Below are 19,071 nucleotides of genomic sequence, written 5' to 3' on the forward strand. Positions count from 1 at the left end.
GAGGGACGCCCATGCGCAGGCGCGCCGTGGGGCTGGCGCCGCTGCTGGTCGCAGGCCTGCTGGCCTGGACCCGGCTCGCCGGCGCCCCCGCCGCCGACCCGCCGGCCCGTGAGGCGACCGTCATCGGCGAGCGCTTCCTGCCGACCCCGCCAGGGGTGCGGGTCGAGACCTGGGTGAGCGGTCTCGAGGTGCCGTGGTCCCTGGTCTTCCTGCCCGACGGGCGGGCCCTGGTGAGCGAGCGGCGCGGCCGCATCCGTCTCATCGTGGACGGCCAGCTGCGCCCCGAGCCCTGGGCGATGCTGGAGGTGCGCCACCGGGGCGAGGGCGGGCTGATGGGGCTGGCCCTGCACCCCCGCTACCCGCAGGAGCCCTACGTCTACGCCATGATGACCGTGACGGCGGGCGGCGCCGCCCAAAACCGGGTCGTGCGCCTGCGGGATCGGAGCGAGCGGGGCGAGCTGGATCGGGTCATCATCGACGGCATCCCAGGCAGCGACGTCCACAACGGCGGCCGCATCGCCTTCGGCCCCGACGGGATGCTCTACGTCACCACGGGAGACGGGTCGCAAGGGGCCCGGGCACAGGACCCGGGCTCGCTGGCGGGCAAGGTGCTGCGCCTCGAGCCCGACGGCTCCATCCCCCCCGACAATCCGCTGGTCGGCAGGCGGGGCCGACCCGAGGTCTACACCTATGGCCACCGCAACCCGCAAGGGCTGGCGTGGCATCCGCGCACGGGTGACCTCCTGGCCTCCGAGCACGGCCCGACGGGCGAGCGCGGGTGGCGTGGCCACGACGAGATCAACGTCCTGCTCCCCGGCGCCAACTACGGATGGCCCGAGGTGATCGGCGCGCCGGGCGACGCGCGCTTCGTGGATCCCCTCGTCTACTGGGCGGCGGGCCTGCCGCCTGCCGGGATGACCTTCTGGAGCGACGACCTCTTCGTCGCCTCGCTGCGGGCGGGAGCCCTGGTGCGGCTGACGCTACGGCACGACGACGGCCGCTACGCCGTGACGAGCATCGAGCGGTGGTGGGCGAGCGGCCCTATGGAGGGGACGTACGGCCGGTTGCGCGACGCCGTGGTCGGGCCCGACGGGGCGCTGTACGTCCTGACCAGCAACCGGGACGGCCGGGGTCGCCCTCGCCCCGGCGACGACCGCATCCTGCGGATCACGCGCCCCTGACCTCCCCACCCCGGGGGCGGCAGCAGCCGGCGGACGTCACGCCCGCTTGTCGACCAGGGCGATGGCGAAGATGACGGTCAGGTAGAAGAAAGAGTAGCGCAGCAGCCACCGCCCCCGGGTGCGCGCCTCGGCCGGCCCCCGCCGGGCCGCCCGTACGGCGGCCACGACGTAGACGGCACCCAGTACCAGAGCCGCGGCCAGGTAGACCCAGCCCGTCACGCCCAGCAGGTGCAGCGACACCGACAGCCCCGTCATGACCGTGGCGTAGGCCGCGATCTGGTCGAGCGTGGCCTGCTCGCCGTGCACCACGACTACCATGGGAAGGCCCGCCCGCCGGTAGTCGTCGGCCACCAGCAGGCTCAGGGCGAAGAAGTGAAGAGGCTGCCAGACCACCATCATCGAGAAGAGCACGACCGCCGGCCACGCCAGGCTGCCCGTCGCCGCCGCCCATCCGATGAGAGGCGGGATGCCACCCGCCACGCCGCCCACCAGGGTATTCCACGGGGTGCGGCGCTTGAGCCATCGGGTGTAGACCAGGTCGTAGGCGACGATGCCCGCCACCGTCAGCCCCGCCGCCAGTGCGTTGACGGCCGCGGCCATGATGACGACCGACAGCAGCGCCAGCACGCCCCCATACGCCGCGGCGTGGCTCGCCGCCATGCGGCCCGACGCCAGGGGGCGGTCGACCGTGCGGCTCATCAGCGCATCCACGTCACGCTCCAGCAGCGCATTGAAGACGTGCGCGGCCGCCACAGCCAGGGCCGTACCCGCCAGGGTGGCGGCCACGCGCCCGCCAGGGACGGGCCCCGACGCCGCCAGGGCCAGGCCTACCCAGGCCGTCAGCGTGGAGGGGATCACGTGTTGCGGCTTGGTCACGACCAGGTAGTCGCGTAGCCGGATGGTCCTGTCCACCCACACGGCCGAACCGGTGCCCAACCGCGTCGCGTCTCCTTCCCCGGCTGCACCCGTCGGTGCCGCCACCGAGCGCCGGTCAGGCGGCGCCTGCCGCAGTATACGGGTGCACGGGGTATGTTCGCCAGGTCAAATGTCCTGCGCGTGCAGGGCAGATGTCCTAAAGGAAACCTTCACCAGAAGTAGACGCACACCTGCCGCCCCTGGAGGGGCACGGTTTGAATGGGCATGTCGTACACCTCGTGCAGCACGTCCGGGCGGATCACCTCGGAGGCCGTGCCCGTCTGGACCACCCGGCCGGCCTTCATCGCGACGATCTCGTCGGAGTACGCCGCGGCGAAGTTGAGGTCGTGCAGCACCAGGACGATGGTCTTGCCCATCTCGTCAGCCATGCGGCGGATGCGCCGCATGATCTGCACCGCGTGGCGGATGTCCAGGTTGTTGAGCGGCTCGTCCAGCAGGATGTAGTCGGTCTCCTGAGCCATCACCATGGCCAGCAGGGCACGCTGGCGCTCGCCGCCACTGAGCTGGTCCAGGTAGCGGTCCTGCAGCGGCTCCAGTTCCATCCAGCGCAGGGCTCGCTCGATGGGCTCCCGATCCCGCTCGGTCAGCCGCCCGCCGGAGTGGGGGAAGCGCCCGAAACCGACCAGGTCCCGCACCGTCAGGCGCAGCGACACGGTGGCGCTCTGCCGCAGCACGGCCAGCCGGCGCGCCAGCGCCTGGGTCTCCCAGCGTCCGATCTCCCGACCGTCGACGAGGACCTCGCCGCCGTCCTTGGGAATCAGGCGGCTGGCCACCGACAGCAGGGTGCTCTTGCCGGCGCCGTTGGGGCCGATGATGGAGGTGACTCGCCCCTCCCGGAAGGTCACCGAGACGTGATCCACCACCAGGCGCTGGCCGTAGCGCTTGCAGACGTCCCTCAGCTCGATCATGCCGGATGTTCCTTCAGGATGAGATGGAGGAAGTAGGCGCTGCCCGCCAGGTTGACGATGACGCTGACCGTGGTGGAGAAGCCCAGCACCCGTTCCACCACCAGCACGGCCCCGGCCAGCGCCGCCACGCTGAGCAGCGTCGCCCCCGCCATCAGCACCGTGCGCCGGTAGGTGGCGAGCAGCTCCTGGGCCAGGTTGGCCATCAGCAGCCCCAGGAACGTGATGGGCCCCACCAGCGCCGTGGAGACGGCCACGAGGACGGAGACCGCCACCCACAGCCGCCGGGTCAGGGCCGGGTAGTCCACCCCCAGGTTGACGGCGTGGTCTCGCCCCAGCGCCAGCACGTCGAGGTAGCGTAGCGTCGGCAGCATCCAGATGGCCATCAGGAGCACCGCCCCGGCAGCGACTCCCAGGAGCTCCACCGGCACGTTGTTGAAGCCCGCGAACATGCGCCCCTGCACCACGAGAAACTCGTTGGGGTCGATGAGCATCTGCAGGAAGGAGACCAGGCTCTGGAAGAGCGTCCCCAGCACGATCCCCACCAGCAGGATGAAGTAGAGGTGGTGCTCGCCCCGCACCACGAAGAGCCGGTACAGGCCCAGGGCGAAGAGGAGCATCAGGGCCGAGGCGATGACGAAGTTGACCCGGGCGTCGGCCCAGGCCAGATGCGTCGCCCCCAGGAAGAAGACCGTGGCCGTCTGCGTCAGCAGGTACAGCGAGTCCATGCCGATGATGCTGGGCGCCAGGATGCGGTTGTGGGTCATGGTCTGGAAGATGATGGTGGCCGGCGCCACGCTGCTGGCCACCAGCGCCACGGCCGCCATCTTGACGACGCGGCGCGACAGGGCGTAGCTGCCCGTCAGGCCTACCAGCACGTAGACGGCGACGAGGGCCGCGGCCACCACGGCCACGGCCACGAGCCGCCCCCTAACCCGCACGGTAGCGGCTCCTCACCAGGAGCGCCAGGAAGGCCGCGCTCCCCAGGATCCCCATCACCAGCCCCACCGAAACCTCGTAGGGGAAGACGACGACCCTCCCGATGATGTCGCAGATCAGCACGAGCAGCGCGCCGAGCAAGGCGGTGTCGAGCAGGGCGTAGCGCATGTTGTCGCCCCGGTAGAGGCTGACCAGGTTGGGCACGATGAGGCCCAGGAACGGCAGCGACCCCACCGTCAGCACCACCACGGCCGAGACGCTGGCCACGATGGCCAGCCCCACGTGCACCACCCGCTGGTAGTCGATGCCCAGGCTGGTGGCGGCCTCGTCGCCCATGCCCGCGATGGTGAAGCGGTAGGCGTAGGCGTAGGCCAGCGCCACCAGCGGCACCACCAGGTAGAGCAGCTCGTAGCGCCCCCGCAGCACCGTCGAGAAGTCGCCGTGCAGCCACGCCACCAGGGTCTGCAGCAGGTTGTGGCGGTAGGCGATGTAGGTCGCCGCCGCGTTGATGACGTTGCCGAACATCAGCCCCACCAGGGGGATGAAGATGGGATCCCGCAGCTGCACCCGCCGGACGATGGCCATGAAGGCCAGGGCGGCCCCCAGCGCGAAGAGGAAGGCGATGGCGATGCGCTGCAGCATGCTGGAGGACCCGGCCAGCAGCACCGCCACCAGCACGCCCAGACGGGCGCCGTCCATGACCCCTGCCGTGGTGGGCGAGACGAAGCGATTGCGGGCCAGCTGTTGCATGATGAGACCGGCGATGCTCAGACCGGCGCCCGCCAGCAGGATGCTGGCAAGCCGGGGCAGCCGGCTGGCCCAGACGATCTGCGCCTGCAGCGGCGTCAGCTCCCACAGGCTGGCCGGTGTGACGGGCACCACGCCGACGAAGATGGAGACCAGCGCCAGGCTCGCCAGGCCACCTGCCAGAAGCGCCGTCGCCATCGATGGCTCCCCCGCTCCCCGCCGTGGTAGGGGCGGCCCCGGCGCCTCAGCGCAGGACCGCCGCGACGTCCGCGATCATCCGGGCGAAGGAGTCGAGCCCCCCGCCGGAGAGGTACCAGTAGCTCGGGTCGAGGTAGACGATCTGCCCCTCGCGGTAGGCCCGGGTGTGGCGGACCAGCTCGTTTTCGATGACCTGCCGGGCCGGCTGGGCACCGCCGCCGGCCACGACGGCGTCACGGTCGATGACCAAGAGGTAGTCCGGATCCTCCTGGAGGAGGAACTCGAAGGAGATGGGCTGGCCGTGGGTCGACACCTGGATGTCGTCGTTGGCCGGCTCCAGCCCCAGCACGTCGTAGACGAAGCCGTAGCGGGAGCCGGGGCCGAAGGCGCTGAGACGCCCCGCCGTCACCAGCACGACCAGCGCCGTCTTGCCGTGGGCCCGGGCCCTCACCCGCTCGATGCTCTGCCGGATCCGGCCCAGCTCGGCCTCGACCTGCTCCTGCTTGCCGAAGACGCGGCCGAGCAGGCGCATGTTGGACTCGAAGGAGGCGAGGTAGTCGGCCGTATCGATCCCCATGTAGATGGTGGGCGCAAGCCTGGACAGCTCGGCGTAGTGGCTCGACTGGCGTCCCGAGATGAAGATGACGTCGGGCCGCAGCACCTCGATGCGCTCGAAGTCGGGCTCCGTCAGGCTGCCGACGCTCGTGTAGCGGGCGTCGAGGTAGCGGGAGAGGTAGGCGGGCAAGGAGGCCTTGGGCACCCCCACGACGTCGACGCCCAGCCGCTCCAGCGAGTCGAGGACGCCCAGGTCGAAGGCCACGACACGCTGGGGCGGCACCTCCAGACGGGTCGTGCCGAGGGCGTGCTGGATCTCGAGCATGCGTTCCTGGGCGACCGCGACTTGAGCGAACGCGGCCACCATCACCAGACCACTCAAGAGCGCCGCGCGCAACATGGGTCGAGACACCCGCATCCCTCCGGGTATCGACTGGGATGGCCACCGCCCGACGTCGGCGAGGGGTTGACCCTCTTCATACGGTTGGCGCAGTTCTTGCCCCCTCACGTTAACGCGAACAGTTAACCATGTCAATAGTGTTCGTGGGAAAGTAACTCTCCGCAGGAAACCGTTCTTTCCTGGCATTCAATCTCATGAAGGTTCGCGCGCGGTCGAACGGGCGGCGGTGGCAGGACGCTGGCCGATCCGGGGCGAACGCACGCGGTGTCTGCCGGGCGGCCCACCCCCGGCAGCGTGCCCTACGTCGCCATGACGGAGACGAAGGAGCGTCCGACGGATGGCTGCGACGTTGAGACTGGCCCTCGTCACCGACATCCACCACGGCCCCGACAAGCCGACCCGCCCGGGCAGCGTGGCGCCGGGGCTCTTGCGGCGCTTCGTCGAGGTGGTCAACGACGAGGTGCGCCCCGATCTGGTGGTCGATCTGGGCGACCGCATCGACAACGTGGACCCCGCCCAGGATGCTCGGCGAGACAGCGAGGTGCGCGCCATCCTCGGGGAGCTGCGGGCCCCGGTCGTGCACCTGCGAGGCAACCACGACCACCCTCGCCACACCGACGGCGGAGCGCCCGCCCCTCTCTCCCCGCCCGCTCCCCACCACGCCGGGCCTCGACGAATCCCCTCCGGCCAATGGACGCTCCTGGCGCTCGACACCTGCGACCCCGCACTCGGTGGCGTCGGCGGCTCGGTCTCGCCGCAGCAGGCCGAGACCTTCGAGCGGTGGCTCCAGGAGGGAGAGGGCCCGGTGGTGGTGCTGGCCCACCATCCCCTCGACGACCACGCCATCGACGGCAACCCGCTTTTCGCGCCGTTTCCCGAGTGGGCCTTCACCCGAGAGCGGGAGGCTTTGCGCGCTGCCATGGAGCGCAGCGGGCGGGTGGTCGCCGTCTTCAACGGTCACGTCCACTGGGGCGTCGTACGGGTCACGGGCGGGATCCCCTACGTCGCGGTGCCATCGTTTCTGGAGCGATGGCGCCCGGAGGGGCCCGTCCCGGGGGCGTACGCGGTGGCGACGCTGGGGCCGGGGCGACGGGTACGGGTCGACTTTCGCACGCTCGAGGGCGGCATGACGCTGCGGCTGGAGCACGGCTAGAGCGCGGGGCCGGGCGGGGCCGCCGGCAAGGGAGGTCATCTCCATGCGAGCGCGACGTCCGAGGATGTCGTGGAAGGCGCTGCTGGCGGCACCGCTCCTGGTGCTGGCCGTCGGAGGCAGCGGCGGACCGGGGACAGGGGTGCGGGCCGACGAGCGCCCGGCCTACCTGGACCCCTCCCTGCCCGTACCGACGCGGGTCGAGGATCTGCTGAGCCGGATGACCCTGGCCGAGAAGGTCGGCCAGATGACGCAGATCAACCTGACCCGTCTCATGGGGCGCGACGAGTGGGATCGCGGCCCTCTCAACGAGGCGTGGCTCCAGCGGGTGCTGGTCGACCACCACGTGGGCTCCATCCTCAGCGGCGGCGGCGCCAGCCCCGTGCCCAACGACCCTGAGACCTGGGCGACGGTGACCCATACGCTGCAGCGCTGGGCGGTGGAGCGGACCCGCCTCGGCATCCCCATCCTGTACGGCGTCGACGCCGTCCACGGCCACAACAACGTGCTCGGCGCCACGCTCTTCCCTCATCAGATCGGCCTGGCGGCCACGTGGGACACGGCGCTGGTGGAGGAGGTGGCGCGGGTGACGGCCCGGGCGGTGCGCGCCACCGGCATCCACTGGGACTTCGCGCCGGTCGCGGATGTGGGGCGCGACTTCCGCTGGGGCCGCTTCTACGAGACCTTCGGGGAGGATCCGCTGCTGGCCTCGGAGCTGGTGGCAGCGTCGGTGCGAGGGCTGCAGGGGGAGGACCTGTCGTCGCAGGGGGCCGTGGCCGCCACGCTCAAGCACTTCGTGGGCTACTCGCAGCCCCTCAACGGGCAGGATCGCAGCCCCGCCCTCATCCCGCTGCGGACGCTGCGGGAGGTCTTCCTGCCCCCCTTCGAGGCGGGCCTGCGGGCGGGGGCCCGCACGGTGATGGCCAACAGCGGCTCGGTCAACGGCGTGCCGGTGCACGCCTCGGCCTACCTGCTGACGGAGGTGCTGCGCCGCCAGATGGGCTTCACCGGTGTGGTCGTCTCCGACTGGCAGGACATCGACAAGCTCGTCACCGTGCACCGGGTGGCCCCGACCTTCGAGGAGGCGGTGCGCCGCAGCATCCTGGCCGGCGTCGACATGTACATGGTGCCGCTGGACGCCGAGCGCTTCACGCGGACGCTGGTGCGGCTCGTCGAGACGGGCGCCGTCCCCATGGCACGCATCGACGAGGCGGTACGGCGGATCCTGACGCTCAAGATGGAGCTCGGGCTCTTCGAGCGCCCGTACGTCGACCCGCAGGGAGCCCGAGAAGCGGTGCAGGCGGGCGAGGAGCTGGCCTGGCGGGCCGCGGTCGCGTCCATCACCCTGCTGGAGAACCGGGACGGCCTGCTCCCGCTCGGGGCACGGCACCGGTCGGTGCTGGTGACGGGGCCCGGGGCCGACGACGTCGCCATGCTGCTCGGCGGTTGGAGCGTCGGGTGGCAGGGCGTGCCGCCCGGCGAGGTGCCGACCGTCGTGTCGGTGGCCGAGGCGCTGCGGCAGGCGGCTCCGCCCGAGGTGACGGTGCGGCACGTGGCGGGCGGTCGCCGGGCCGAGGAGCTGAGCGGGGTGGTGGCGGCGGCCCGGGACGCCGACGTGGTGGTGGCGGTGGTGGGCGAGACGCCCTACGCCGAGGGCGAGGGCGACGCGCACGTGCGGGGCTACCGGTTGTCGCCCGAGCAGCAGCGGCTCGTCTCGGCCCTGGCCTCGACGGGCAAGCCGCTGGTGGTGGTGCTGCTGGCAGGCCGACCGCTGATCCTGGGAGAGGTGGCCCAGGGGGCCGACGCCCTGCTCATGGCCTACCTGCCGGGCAGCCAGGGCGGACGAGCCATCGCCAGCGTGCTCTTCGGCGAGGCGTCGCCGGGCGGGCGCCTGCCCTTCAGCTGGCCGCGTGACATGGTGCAGGTGCCCATCTCCTACGACCACCTGCGGGCCGAGGAGTCGCCGACCCCGGAGTACGACCCGCTCTATTCCTTCGGCTACGGGCTCAGCTACACCCGCTTCGCCTACCGGGACCTGGAGGTGTCGGGGCAGGCCAGCGCCGGCGGCGTCATCGAGGTGCGCGTCTCGGTGACCAACACCGGCGAGGTAGAGGCCGACGAGGTCGTGCAGGTCTACGCGAGCAAGCCCTTCGCCACGGTGGTGCGGCCGGAGCGGCAGCTCGTCGCCTTCGAGCGGGTGCGCCTGCAGCCGGGCGAGAGCCGCGAGGTGCGGCTCGCCATCCCGGTGCAGAGGCTGGCCATCGTGCCCGGCGACATCCTGGGCGAGGCCCCGATGGTGGTGGAGCCGGGGATCTACCGGCTGACCGTGGGCGGGCTGTCGGGCGAGGTGACGGTCAGCTCGCCGTAGACGGCCTCGAGGATCGGCCGCAGGAACGCGTGGCTGGGGACGTAGGGCAGGGGCCCGTGCACCCGGTTGGTCAGCACCGCGACCACCATGCGGTGGGCCGGGTCGATGTGCAGCAGCGTGCCCGTGAAGCCGGTATGGCCGTAGGCCCCATCGACCGGGCTCCAGGGGAGCCTGCGCCAGCCGAGACCGTCTCGAGTGAAGCGCCGTACCGTCTCGGGCCGGAGCAGGGGCATCGTCCCACCGGCCGTCCCCTCGTCGAGCACCATGCGCCCCAGCGTGACGAGCGACAGGGCGTCCGCGAAGAGCCCGGCGTGCCCCGAGACACCGCCCAGCGCGAGGCGGCAGTTGCCGTCGTTGGGCCGGCCCACCAGCACCCGCGGCTCCCGCAGCTCGGCCACGTCCTCGGGACGCCGGCGAAGCGGCAGCGGAAAGCGGCGGCTCCTGCACATCTCCACCTCGAAGGGGTTGCCGATGGAGGTGGCGGCGATACGCCCCCTCCAGGCGGCCGGGGGCTGGTATCCCACCGTCGACAGCCCCAGGGGCCGGTAGAGGCGGCGAGCCACGAACGCGTCCAGCGCCTCGCCGGCCACCCGCTCCACGACCTGGCCCAGCAGGATGAAGTTGAGGTCGCTGTAGACGTCGGGCGGCCCCGGGTCGGTGGCAGCCGCGAGCCGGGCGATGAGACGCACCGCCTCCCGGCGGCGTGCCTCGGGCGGGCGGTCGAGGTCGACCAGCAGGTAGAAGGGCAGCCAGTCCGGCAGGCCCGAGCGGTGGGTCAGCAGCCGTTCGAGCTCCACCTGGCCGAGCCATGTGCCGGCCGTCTCCGGGAGGAAACGTTGGAGCGCATCCTCCAGCGAGAGCCCGGCGTCGTCCACCAGAGCGGCCAGCGCCAGCGTGGTGGCCGCCACCTTGGTCACCGAGGCCAGGTCGAAGATGGTGTCGGGTCGCATGCGGCGTGGCTCGTCGAGCACCCGCAGATCCTCGTCGAAGAGTTCGGCCGCGCCCCACGCCTCGTGAAGGACGACCCGGCCCTCCTTCGCCACGGCGATCACCGCCCCGGCGAAGGCGCCGCCGGATCCGGCGTCTCGCCTCAGGTATCGCCGCACGGTTTCGTCGATGGATGCCCCCGCTGCCATGACCAGCCCCATCCGACTCCGGACCGCTTCACAGCCGCGTGTGTCGCAGCTTGGGGTCGAAGCGCTGCTGGAGCGCGTCGCTCACCAGGTTGAACCCCAGCACCACCACCATGATAGCGGCGCCGGGCAAGACGGCCGCCCACGGCGACACCTCCATGTAGGCGCGGGCCTCGCTCACCATCTGCCCCAGCGACGGCGTCGGCGGTCGCACGCCGAGCCCCAGGAAGCTGAGCGCCGACTCGAAGAGGATGGCCGTCGCCAGGCTGTTGCTGAACTGCACGGGCACCGGTCCCAGGATGTTGGGCACCACGTGGCGCAGTACGATGACCGACTCGCGCTGCCCCAGGGCCCGGGCCGCCTCCACGAAGGGCTGCGCCCTAGCGGCCAGCGTCGGCCCCCGGGCGATGCGCGCGAAGATGGGGACGTAGACGACGGCAATGGCCACCACGATGCTAGCGAAGCCGGGGTCCAGCACACAATGGCCAGGCCCAGCAGCAGGCCCCACAGGATCCGGCTCAGCAGATCCCGCCCGTAGAAGTCCGTGCCCAGCACGAAGGGCCAGCTCGGCCCCGACAGCCGGCTGGCCGTGTGCATGGCCGTCGGGTCGAAGGGCGAGATCCACGGGGCGGCGACCGGGTCGGTGGTCTCGAAGCCGACCCAGATCTGCGCCGGATCACCCGGGATGGCGCGCATCATCATGTTCACCTGGACAGCCAGGTCGGGCACCGTCGGCGACCCCCACGGACCCGCCAAGGTCGTCGGAGGAGAGGGGCCCCATGGTAGCGACAACCTGCCCGGATGAGCCGGATGCGTCAGGTAGAATGCGGAAGAAGCTCGAACCGAGGTGGAGGGCTCAACGTGCCCAGGTCGACGACGTCGCCGGGCCGGCGGATTCTCACGTTGTAGCGCACGAGGTACAGTCCGTCGCGGTAAGGTGGCTCCTGCTGAGTGTAGGGGCCGACCACCACCGTGAAGAAGCGCCCTGTCGGCACTCCATGTATTTCAAAGAGGCCGCTCTCCTGCACCGCGGCTGCCAATCCCGTACCCTCCACGGTCACCCGCGTGCCTGCAGGCACCAGGGCTCTGCCTCGGATGGAGCCGACCGCAAGGCCTGGCGCTGGGGCAGTACCCAGCGAGTCTGGTGGCGGTAGGGGCCTCCAAGCCGGAGCCAGCAGCTCGATCTTTGGAGACAGGCCCGGGTCGAGGGTCCCGAGATCCACGGTCTCCCCGGGTCGGCTCAGCCTTATGTTGTAAAGGACGAGGTAGTACGGTTGGACGTGCGGAGGGATCTCTTCCGCGTAAGGCCCGATCACCAGCGTGTAGAAGATCCCGACTGGGACGCCTCGCAACTCGAACGAGCCGCCCGCGTCCAGGCGTGTTGTGATGCCCGTGCCTTGCAATGTCACCGGAGTGCCCGGGCTCGCTCGCACCTTCCCCCTGATCGCGCCCGTTTCCGGGGGAGGCCCGGATGCGCCGGCCTCCAGCGCCGTCGCGAAGCCCCACCCAACCCAGCCGACAGCGAGGATGACCAACAGACCACACCAACGCCTCAGGTCGACGGGTTGCATCCTCACCGGGACCCACCCCTCCTCTTACGGTGGAGTTCTTCATTACTTATTATCGCAAGCACTCCGCATTCCCGGGGCGACCCGACGCTCCGGCAGTCTCGCCTGCGCCCGTAGGCCAGCCCCCCGGGTATCCGGTCCCCGTTGGGTGGCGCCACCTCCACCTCGTCGGTGTCGCTGCCCGGCCGAGGCTGGCCAGGCATGAGACGCCACCTCATCGACCCCAACACGGCCCCGCTTCGCACCAGCCGCGGGACGAAGGAGACCTGCTCATCGCCGCCGCAAGACGTTGGCCTGGTACGTTGACGAGGGGTTGGGCGCCGCTGTGCAGCGGAAAGCGCAGGCGGAAGGGGTACCGCCCTCGGAGGGGGCCGAGCGGATCCTACGCCAGGCGCGGACTCTTGGGTGGCTCTAACGGCCAATGTGGGAGAAGCTAAGGCTCGGCCCCTCCTGGCGCTCTCCCCACCAGGAAACCGGGCCGTAGGGACTGCACGGGCCGCCCGTCGCAACCCCGGAAGATGACCGGACCGCGCCTGGGTGTTGTCGCGCCAAAGAAAGGGCCGGGTCGTGGCCCGCCTGCCGACGTACCTTTACCTATCGCCAGAGCAGTAGCCACCTTTTCGTAGCAGCGCGGCGAAATCACGGATCAGCGCGAGTTGCTGGCAGCTGGCGCCGTCGAGCAGGCGGCCGATCTCCTGGCGCATGAGGTCAGCATCGGCCGCAGACTCCCGTTGCTCAACCACCCGGACGAGTTCCGCTGTAGAAACCCCTAGCGCGGCGGCCAGCCTGGCAAGCACATCGAGAGCGGGCATGGACCTGCCGGCCTCAATGCGGGTGATGTAAGTCGGGTGCACGTTCGCCCTCTCGGCGAGCTGCTCCTGAGTCAGGTTCCGCTCCCGCCGCAACGCCCGCAGGTGTGCTCCGAGTCGCCGCCGCGAGTCTGTCATGGTAAGTCCTCCGGCACCCATGCTCCTGGCAGAGGGACGTGGAAGGGAATAGCATGTCTGCTATAGAACATGACTATGCGTCAGGCTTACGGCGGGCATCCGGGGGTTGGGGGCCGAGGCCCGGGCGCGGCCGTCGTGCCGCGCCCTCCTCGCTACCGCCGACGAGATGACGTTGTCTTCTTGTGCTCGTAGTCGGTTATGCTGCGGCCGTCTTGAGTGGTGGCTCGGGTCGACTACGCCGCAGGAGCCCGGACAGGCTGCCAGGCCCGACGTGGTCGTCTCGGATGCCAGCGTGCTGGCACGTGAACATCGAGCCGGAGTACTGTGATCAGCCACAACGCGTGGGCGGGTCGGAGGAGGCACTGGACTCCTAAGCGGCCGGTTGACTCCCACTTTTGTGGCGATTCCTGGAGGATGGCAAGGATCGCCTGTCCAAAAGCGCTCCAGGGCAACCAAGCGTGACCGATCGCCCCCGGGGCAGGAAGCCAACGTTCCAGCTCCTGGAAGCGCAACGTCTGGGCAGGGTGACTGAAGGATTGCCTGAACCGCTGTTGCTGCTGGTCACACTGGTCGCACTACTCGTGTGGTTATCGGGGCTGGACGACCTCGCTTTCGATGCGGTCTATGTCCTGCGTGCCCGCAGGATTCGCCGCAGCGTACGGCTCCACGATCTCTCGGCAGGGCCGTTCAAGCGGATTGCCGTCTTCGTCCCTGCTTGGCAGGAGGCCCTTGTCATTGGCGAAATGCTACGGACCACGCTGGAGCTGGTCAACTACCCGCGTAGCCGCTACACGGTTTTCGTCGGCACTTACCCCAACGCGGTGGACTAAGACCGAGCACAGGGATTACGCACCGCCAGAGCTAATCAGGGCCTACCGCCGGCCGGCTTGGTGGTCGCCGCGGCCGAACCCTTGTCGCCCGTCGCCCGGGACGCCCTACGAGAAGCCACGGGGATGACCGTAACCGAGGTGTTGGCCCCGGACGACGACATTCAATTCGCCGCTAACCCTACTCCACCTCCCGCAGGAGTCGCTCCAGCCCCTCGGCCAAGCCGTCCCGTACCTGGCGGAAGGCTTGCCGGATGGCCTCGGGCGAACCTTGCACGGCCGCCGGGTCGGGAAACCCCAGGTGCACCCGCCGAGCCTGTCCCGGCCAGGCCGGGCAAGCCTCGGCCGCCTGATCGCAAACTGTGACCACCAAACAGCGCTTCGGCCATCTGGGAGCGGGCCGAATTGCCCGTGCACAGGAAGAGTACCCGTCGCTTCATCCGTCCTCGACCCCCTGTCACCCGCGTCGCGCCGCCCGGCTGCGGCAGTGAGAAGGGGGGCGGCCGGATGGGCCGCCCCTTCGGATTCAGGCCCGCCCTGTTTGGGGCTCACCGGCGAGGTATCCGCATGGCCAGAAGCTGCCCGCCCTCGGCCAGCTCCGGGTCGCTCTGCTTGTAGTGGGCCTGTACGTCCAGCAGGACCCAACCGTCGCCGAGGATCTGGGAGGCGTCGACGATCCCCGAAGACTCCTCGTCCTCGGTGAGGAAGCTCTGGCCGCCTTGGCGGAAGCGGGCGGGATCGTGCTGAGCTACCGGCGTGAGCGCCCCCGTGGCGATGTCGTAGCTCCAGATGGTAGCCAGGTGGGGATTCTCGCCCGGGTCCTCCTGGATCAGGAGCTGCCCGCCGGTCGTGACCGTCAGGTTATCCATCGTCTTAGGGCCCTCGTTGCCGGTCAGCAACATCTCCACCGTGCCGCCCAGTTCAGGACGGCGGATATCGTCGAACCGAAGTCGCCACAGCCGGCTCCTGTTGTTGAAGCTTGCGGTGGTGACGAAGTAGAAGTCGTTGGGGTGGTTGGGATCCCAGGCGCCGTCCTCGGGCCGCTGGAACGCGGTCACCCCGGCCCGGCGAGACTCCTCCTCCAGCCGGGCTCCCGTCCAGGTGGAGACGTCCCCGAGTCGCTGCAGGGTGAACCGGCTCCCCTTCGCGAGTTGCAGGGCGTCGGTCTCCTGCGTTACGCCCTCGATCTTCAGGCCGAACAAGACGCCGCCCACCAGGCCGGCCTTCTCCACGGGATTGCCGCTGGCCCGCTTCTCCCCTACGTAGACGTAAACCTGGCCGCCGGAGCTATCGTCGAGGCCGACGACAACGGTGCGGGTGCCGGCGGCCGGATGGGCCACGACGTTCTCGAAGCTGAGCTTGCCCAGCCACGGAAGCTCGTAGCTGATCCCATCCAGCGTATGGGCGAAGGTCCTACCCTCGGCCCCCGATTCCTCACCGTTCGTCAAGAGCCGGCCGTGATAACCGAGGCCCGTCACCGGGTCGTAGAAGGCAGTAAGCGCCGGGAGGTCGGCCGAGCAGAATCGGGAGAAGGCGACACCCGCGGAGGGTGGGTTCCACGATGCCGTCTTGGGGTCCCACGTCACCACCTGGCGGATGAGGTCTTCCCCATGCAGGACTGCCAGGTCGGACTTTCGGATAATCCAGCGCGAAACGAAAGCCCCTTGCGCGCCGTGGGCTCGCGTGAGACCCTGGTTGCCCGGGAATTCGTGGTTCATGAGCACGGTGAAGGTCCCGTCGCCGTTGTCGAAGAGCGCGAGCCCGTCGGGAATGCCCGCCATGCGGTACGGCGTGCCATCGGGCCTGCGGTTGACCCAGTCACCCACCGTCAGGATGGAGCGGACCTCCACACCCGCCGCCAGTGGCACGATGTACGGGGACTGGGAGCTGGACGGGCCCGTTGCTGCCATTGCGGGCAGCGCGATACCCAGCAACCCCATGCCCAGGGCAAGTCCCCACGCCATCCGAAGGCACCGACGATGCCGACTCAGAGGCCAGATCCCTCCTCCATGGATGCGAAGTACCGGCGTTCTCATCTATGGGGCCGCACTGTTGAAAGGCAATTAAAGCCGCGTAACGCGGCCTTCACGTTTGCATGAACCGCTTTTTTGCTGATGCTCCAGGCGGGCGGCTCGTTCACCTCCTGTTTGACCCACGTTAGCCTCGGTGTAACCGGCCACCTCATATTCCTCCCCTTAGGGGGCGAGATGAAGATGGGTTGGAAACGTACCACGACATCGCAGCCTCGCCGTAGAGGAAGGATTTCTGTCCTGTTTCATCCCCGGTTCCCCTTCACGCAACCAAGAAGGCCCCACGGGCGGCTTTGCGCATCGTCCCCCAAAGCCAGGACGGCCGGGTCGTCACCATGGCCGAGCGAGTTTCTGCGGGGCCTGGTGGGACAGGGCCTGAAGGGGGGCAAGCTCGTCATCTCCGACGCCCGCGAGGGCCTCAAGTAGGCCATTGCGGAGATCCTGGCGAGGGCGAGTTGGCAGGCAGCGCTGCCGGGTGTACTTCATGCGCAACCTTTTGGCCCATGTGCCCAAGCACGCGCAAGCCATGGGCCACACTGGCCGGCCATGCCGACCCGGAGGGGACGTGGCACATCTACCAGCGGGTGACCCCGTCGATGATCCGAGAGGCGACCCGGGCCGTAGAGCGACTCACCTCGGATCCGACACCCGTTCGCGAGCGACGGCCACAGGCGTAATCGGCGCAAGGCCCGAGGGATACGGGCCGGGAGACCATCCGGGCCTCTTCTTTGTTCTGTCCAGAGAGGGGACCTATAACACGGAGTCGTGCCTGGTGGGGTACCTTTTGGTACGAGCGCCCAATCCCGAGGCGCGGCGGGGTGTGCCTGATACCGCAAACCCTTGAAATGGCGGAAGGGGAGGGATTCGAACCCTCGGAGGCCCGGTAGGGCCTCACACGCTCTCCAGGCGTGCCTGTTCGTCCGCTCCAGCACCCTTCCGCGTCCGAAGGAGCGTGCGGCCGCCGTGCAGCCACGTGGCGGAGGGGGTGGGATTCGAACCCACGGGCCAGCGGATGCCAGCCAACGGTTTTCGAGACCGCCCCGTTATGACCGCTCCGGCACCCCTCCGCGCGCCGGGACCCGGGCCGACGCCGCCCCGGCCCTCGGCACAAGGGATCTTACCAGCGGGGCCCCACCGGCGCAACCCCGGCCCTTTCGTTGACGCCCCTGCCCCCTCCTCTTACAATGAGAGCCAGTCCGGCGGCCCCCGGGCCAGCCGCCACCTCGTTCGGGGGGTCGGTAGGAGATGCAGCCGCTACGGCGTCTCGCAGGCGGACGGGGAGGCGGCCTGCGCCGGCAGTCGTGCCGATTCGCCGCCCCGGCCGTGCTCGTGGCCCTGATGGGTCTCGTCGCCTGCGGGCTCGCCCCGGAGGCCGCGGCAGGGACGTCCGCCGGCGCGCCTCCTGCCACCGCCCAAGCCGTGCTGGAGCGCGTCGAGGCGGCGGCTCGGGACCGGCGCGACATGTCCGCACGCCTCACCATCGAAGCCATCGATGCACGGGGGCGGCGAGCGCGCTCGGTGCTGATGGCTGCCTTCATCCGGGAGCCGGCCCTGGCACGCATCGAGATCGCCGAACCCTCGGCCTTGAGGGGACAGACCTACGTGCTGGACGGCGCAGCCCGCGAGCTGCGGCTGTACCTGCCCGTCACGCACCAGATCGTGGTGCAGCGCCTCGACGAGGCCCCGGTCGCCCCCGTCGCCCCGGAGCGCCTGCTGCGCGACATGGGCGACCGGCAGGGCGCGCCGGCCCTGCGGCTGATCGGCACCGAGCAGGCCGAGGGGGCTACGCTCTACGTCCTGGAAGGGCCTCTCCCGTCGAGCAGCATAGCGTCCGGCGGCGACGTCAGCCTTACCGGGCTGCCCCTGCCCTCGCTGGGCGACACGCTGGCCGATGGCGGCTCGGTGCGCATCTGGGTCGACGGGCGCTCCTGGGTGCCGGTCCGGTTCGTGGTCTACGACCCCCGCGGTGGGCAGCGGGCCTCTTTGAGCCTCACCGCGGTGCGCCTCGACCAGGGGCTTCGTCCCGAGCAGTTGCGCCGCCTGCCCGAGGACGCCGAGGTCGTCGAGGGGTAATGGAGAGGCCGGCACCATGCACAGGCTGAGCGCCTGGCTGGTAGCGTTGACCCTGGCGGCTGCCGGCACCCCGGCGTGGGCCGGCACCGCGAGCTCCGCCGCGGCCTGGGAGCCCCGCGCCACCACGCTCGCCGCTGCTTACGTCCCCGACTCCGGCTGGTCGGGCGCACTGGCCGCGCTCGGCCGCTTGCGCACGGGCCGCCTGGCGGGGGCCGACGGGTGGATCGCACTGGCAGCCGGCCATCTGCCCGGCGCCTACCTCCAGCTGGCCAGCGGCGTGAGACTGCGACAGCTCCTCGCCAGCGCTGCCCTCGTCACCCACGGCCTCGAGGCCCGGCTCCAGCTGTCGGCGGGCGAGCCGCAGGACGGGAGTCCCTCCCCGGTCCGCCCCGCCGGAGCGGCTCGCATCGAGACGGGCATCGCCACCGGGGCGCTCGGCCTGAGCGCTTCCGCCTGGGCGGCCACGGCCAGCGTCGCCCCTGCCCTCTCGTGGCTGGGCGCCTCCGACCCGCCGGCTGGCTCGCTACTGCTGCGCTTGGCCGAGCCAGGCAGCGCCGGGCTCTCCCTCGAGGGCCGGCGCCGCATCGGCGAGCTCACCGCTCGGCTCGGCACGGCCCTGCGGTGGGTCCCCGCTCTCGGCCAGTTGGTGCCCCGCCTGTGGGCCAGCCTGGCCACCCGCTCGGGCCCGTATACCCTCGACCTGGGCGCCGCCGTCGACGCCGTCGCCTCCGCTGCCGGGCCCCCGCCCGTGGCCCTGGCCGCCTCCATCAGCGCCACCCGGCCGGCCGCGACCCCGCCCACGTCCCGGCGCCCCCGACGGGCTCACCTGGTGGCGTGGTGGGAGGCGCCGTCCGACCGCCTGGGGCTCGCCGCCGCGCTCGAGTGGTGAGATGGCCTCCGCCCGACGCCGGTGATATGATCGGCGCGGACGGCCTGACCACCGATGGAGCATGCCGAGTCATGGACCCCGACGGAGCGCTGGACAGCCGGAGCGCGGTGCGTCCTGTGCGGGCGGCCGCTGGCAGCGACCCGCCATCTCTCGGCCGCGGGTTGGGCGCTCTGCCCGGCCTGTCGGGCCCTGATCCACCGGCGGGCGCTCGCGCGACTCGCGGGA

General features: G+C 70.6%; 18 protein-coding genes, 2 tRNA genes and 2 pseudogenes. 9 read left to right on the forward strand and 13 right to left on the reverse strand.

Annotated elements, in window-relative coordinates; translation table 11 throughout:
* Positions 1–11: 11 nt before the first annotated feature.
* Complete coding sequence (locus tag VLY81_RS12865; RefSeq protein ID WP_324668606.1) at positions 12–1,181, forward strand: PQQ-dependent sugar dehydrogenase; 1,170 nt, start codon at positions 12–14, stop codon at positions 1,179–1,181.
* 36 nt (positions 1,182–1,217) lie between these two features.
* Here the strand turns inward: VLY81_RS12865 and VLY81_RS12870 are convergent, their stop codons facing one another.
* The 5 genes from VLY81_RS12870 to VLY81_RS12890 all read right to left on the reverse strand — a co-directional run bounded on the left by VLY81_RS12870 (position 1,218) and on the right by VLY81_RS12890 (position 5,873).
* Positions 1,218–2,117 carry a heme o synthase gene (locus VLY81_RS12870; protein WP_324668607.1) on the reverse strand — a complete coding sequence of 300 codons (900 nt, stop codon included), beginning with the start codon at positions 2,115–2,117 and terminating at the stop codon, positions 1,218–1,220.
* A 149-nt stretch (positions 2,118–2,266) separates the two neighbouring features.
* Entirely contained in the window at positions 2,267–3,025 is a 759-nt protein-coding gene (locus VLY81_RS12875) for an iron ABC transporter ATP-binding protein (RefSeq protein ID WP_324668608.1), read from the reverse strand.
* Positions 3,022–3,963: an iron chelate uptake ABC transporter family permease subunit gene (locus VLY81_RS12880; protein ID WP_324668609.1), complete on the reverse strand. Its 942-nt coding sequence runs from the start codon at positions 3,961–3,963 to the stop codon at positions 3,022–3,024. The genes VLY81_RS12875 and VLY81_RS12880 overlap by 4 nt, the downstream gene beginning before the upstream one ends.
* Positions 3,953–4,906: an ABC transporter permease gene (locus tag VLY81_RS12885; protein WP_324668610.1), complete on the reverse strand. Its 954-nt coding sequence runs from the start codon at positions 4,904–4,906 to the stop codon at positions 3,953–3,955. Before VLY81_RS12885 ends, VLY81_RS12880 begins: the two co-directional genes overlap by 11 nt.
* Before the next feature lie 46 nt (positions 4,907–4,952).
* Entirely contained in the window at positions 4,953–5,873 is a 921-nt protein-coding gene (locus VLY81_RS12890) for a siderophore ABC transporter substrate-binding protein (protein ID WP_324668611.1), read from the reverse strand.
* A gap of 325 nt (positions 5,874–6,198) precedes the next feature.
* Here VLY81_RS12890 and VLY81_RS12895 point away from each other — a divergent pair, with 325 nt between their 5' ends.
* Entirely contained in the window at positions 6,199–7,014 is an 816-nt protein-coding gene (locus VLY81_RS12895; protein WP_324668612.1) for a metallophosphoesterase family protein, read from the forward strand.
* Positions 7,015–7,057: 43 nt separating this feature from the next.
* Positions 7,058–9,379, forward strand: coding sequence for a glycoside hydrolase family 3 N-terminal domain-containing protein (locus VLY81_RS12900; RefSeq protein WP_324668613.1), 2,322 nt, complete (start codon positions 7,058–7,060; stop codon positions 9,377–9,379).
* Here VLY81_RS12900 and VLY81_RS12905 read toward each other — a convergent pair.
* Positions 9,325–10,515 (reverse strand): serine hydrolase domain-containing protein, encoded by a 1,191-nt coding sequence (locus tag VLY81_RS12905; RefSeq protein WP_324668614.1) that lies wholly within the window; start codon positions 10,513–10,515, stop codon positions 9,325–9,327. The genes VLY81_RS12900 and VLY81_RS12905 overlap by 55 nt on opposite strands.
* A gap of 28 nt (positions 10,516–10,543) precedes the next feature.
* Complete coding sequence (locus VLY81_RS12910) at positions 10,544–11,137, reverse strand: ABC transporter permease (RefSeq protein WP_324668615.1); 594 nt, start codon at positions 11,135–11,137, stop codon at positions 10,544–10,546.
* Here VLY81_RS12910 and VLY81_RS12915 point away from each other — a divergent pair.
* A complete protein-coding gene (locus VLY81_RS12915) occupies positions 11,057–11,317 on the forward strand; it encodes a hypothetical protein (protein ID WP_324670445.1) in 261 nt (86 codons plus the stop codon). The two genes, VLY81_RS12910 and VLY81_RS12915, sit on opposite strands and share 81 nt — an antisense overlap.
* A 10-nt stretch (positions 11,318–11,327) precedes the next feature.
* Here the strand turns inward: VLY81_RS12915 and VLY81_RS12920 are convergent, their stop codons facing one another.
* Together VLY81_RS12920 and VLY81_RS12925 are read right to left on the reverse strand one after the other, a co-directional pair.
* Positions 11,328–11,591 (reverse strand): hypothetical protein, encoded by a 264-nt coding sequence (locus VLY81_RS12920; RefSeq protein ID WP_324668617.1) that lies wholly within the window; start codon positions 11,589–11,591, stop codon positions 11,328–11,330.
* Positions 11,592–12,670: 1,079 nt separating this feature from the next.
* Entirely contained in the window at positions 12,671–13,027 is a 357-nt protein-coding gene (locus VLY81_RS12925; protein ID WP_324668618.1) for a helix-turn-helix domain-containing protein, read from the reverse strand.
* Between the two features lie 458 nt (positions 13,028–13,485).
* On the opposite strand from VLY81_RS12925, the gene VLY81_RS12930 reads away from it, so the two are divergent.
* Positions 13,486–13,857: a hypothetical protein gene (locus tag VLY81_RS12930; RefSeq protein WP_324668619.1), complete on the forward strand. Its 372-nt coding sequence runs from the start codon at positions 13,486–13,488 to the stop codon at positions 13,855–13,857.
* A gap of 60 nt (positions 13,858–13,917) precedes the next feature.
* Positions 13,918–14,220: a hypothetical protein gene (locus VLY81_RS14930; protein WP_491701045.1), complete on the forward strand. Its 303-nt coding sequence runs from the start codon at positions 13,918–13,920 to the stop codon at positions 14,218–14,220.
* Here the strand turns inward: VLY81_RS14930 and VLY81_RS14935 are convergent.
* Positions 14,214–14,294: pseudogene (locus tag VLY81_RS14935) on the reverse strand (arsenate reductase/protein-tyrosine-phosphatase family protein); the annotation flags it as partial. The gene VLY81_RS14930 and the pseudogene VLY81_RS14935 overlap by 7 nt on opposite strands.
* A 108-nt stretch (positions 14,295–14,402) precedes the next feature.
* The gene (locus VLY81_RS12940; RefSeq protein WP_324668622.1) at positions 14,403–15,818 is read right to left on the reverse strand and encodes an alkaline phosphatase PhoX; all 1,416 of its coding nucleotides are present in this window, start codon (positions 15,816–15,818) and stop codon (positions 14,403–14,405) included.
* Between the two features lie 414 nt (positions 15,819–16,232).
* Here VLY81_RS12940 and VLY81_RS12945 point away from each other — a divergent pair.
* A pseudogene (locus VLY81_RS12945) lies at positions 16,233–16,413 on the forward strand (transposase); the annotation flags it as partial.
* Between the two features lie 317 nt (positions 16,414–16,730).
* Here VLY81_RS12945 and VLY81_RS12950 read toward each other — a convergent pair.
* Positions 16,731–16,822 (reverse strand) — tRNA-Ser (locus tag VLY81_RS12950).
* Between the two features lie 36 nt (positions 16,823–16,858).
* A tRNA-Ser gene (locus tag VLY81_RS12955) sits at positions 16,859–16,951 on the reverse strand.
* 178 nt (positions 16,952–17,129) lie between these two features.
* On the opposite strand from VLY81_RS12955, the gene VLY81_RS12960 reads away from it, so the two are divergent.
* Both VLY81_RS12960 and VLY81_RS12965 read left to right on the forward strand, forming a co-directional pair.
* Positions 17,130–17,957 carry a LolA family protein gene (locus VLY81_RS12960; RefSeq protein ID WP_324668623.1) on the forward strand — a complete coding sequence of 276 codons (828 nt, stop codon included), beginning with the start codon at positions 17,130–17,132 and terminating at the stop codon, positions 17,955–17,957.
* Positions 17,958–17,973: 16 nt separating this feature from the next.
* Positions 17,974–18,846: a hypothetical protein gene (locus VLY81_RS12965; RefSeq protein ID WP_324668624.1), complete on the forward strand. Its 873-nt coding sequence runs from the start codon at positions 17,974–17,976 to the stop codon at positions 18,844–18,846.
* The last annotated feature ends 225 nt before the right edge of the window (positions 18,847–19,071 follow it).

This window comes from Limnochorda sp. LNt (assembly GCF_035593265.1).
In the GTDB taxonomy this organism is placed as follows: domain Bacteria; phylum Bacillota; class Limnochordia; order Limnochordales; family Geochordaceae; genus Geochorda; species Geochorda subterranea.

Coding starts and splice junctions, on each gene's coding strand:
- VLY81_RS12885 (WP_324668610.1), bottom strand. CDS start 4,906: ATGGCGACGGCGCTTCTGGCAGGTGGCCTGGCGAGCCTGGCGCTGGTC.
- VLY81_RS12905 (WP_324668614.1), bottom strand. CDS start 10,515: ATGGCAGCGGGGGCATCCATCGACGAAACCGTGCGGCGATACCTGAGG.
- VLY81_RS12960 (WP_324668623.1), top strand. CDS start 17,130: ATGCAGCCGCTACGGCGTCTCGCAGGCGGACGGGGAGGCGGCCTGCGC.
- VLY81_RS12940 (WP_324668622.1), bottom strand. CDS start 15,818: ATGGCGTGGGGACTTGCCCTGGGCATGGGGTTGCTGGGTATCGCGCTG.
- VLY81_RS12965 (WP_324668624.1), top strand. CDS start 17,974: ATGCACAGGCTGAGCGCCTGGCTGGTAGCGTTGACCCTGGCGGCTGCC.
- VLY81_RS12865 (WP_324668606.1), top strand. CDS start 12: ATGCGCAGGCGCGCCGTGGGGCTGGCGCCGCTGCTGGTCGCAGGCCTG.
- VLY81_RS12925 (WP_324668618.1), bottom strand. CDS start 13,027: ATGACAGACTCGCGGCGGCGACTCGGAGCACACCTGCGGGCGTTGCGG.
- VLY81_RS12900 (WP_324668613.1), top strand. CDS start 7,058: ATGCGAGCGCGACGTCCGAGGATGTCGTGGAAGGCGCTGCTGGCGGCA.
- VLY81_RS12875 (WP_324668608.1), bottom strand. CDS start 3,025: ATGATCGAGCTGAGGGACGTCTGCAAGCGCTACGGCCAGCGCCTGGTG.
- VLY81_RS12895 (WP_324668612.1), top strand. CDS start 6,199: ATGGCTGCGACGTTGAGACTGGCCCTCGTCACCGACATCCACCACGGC.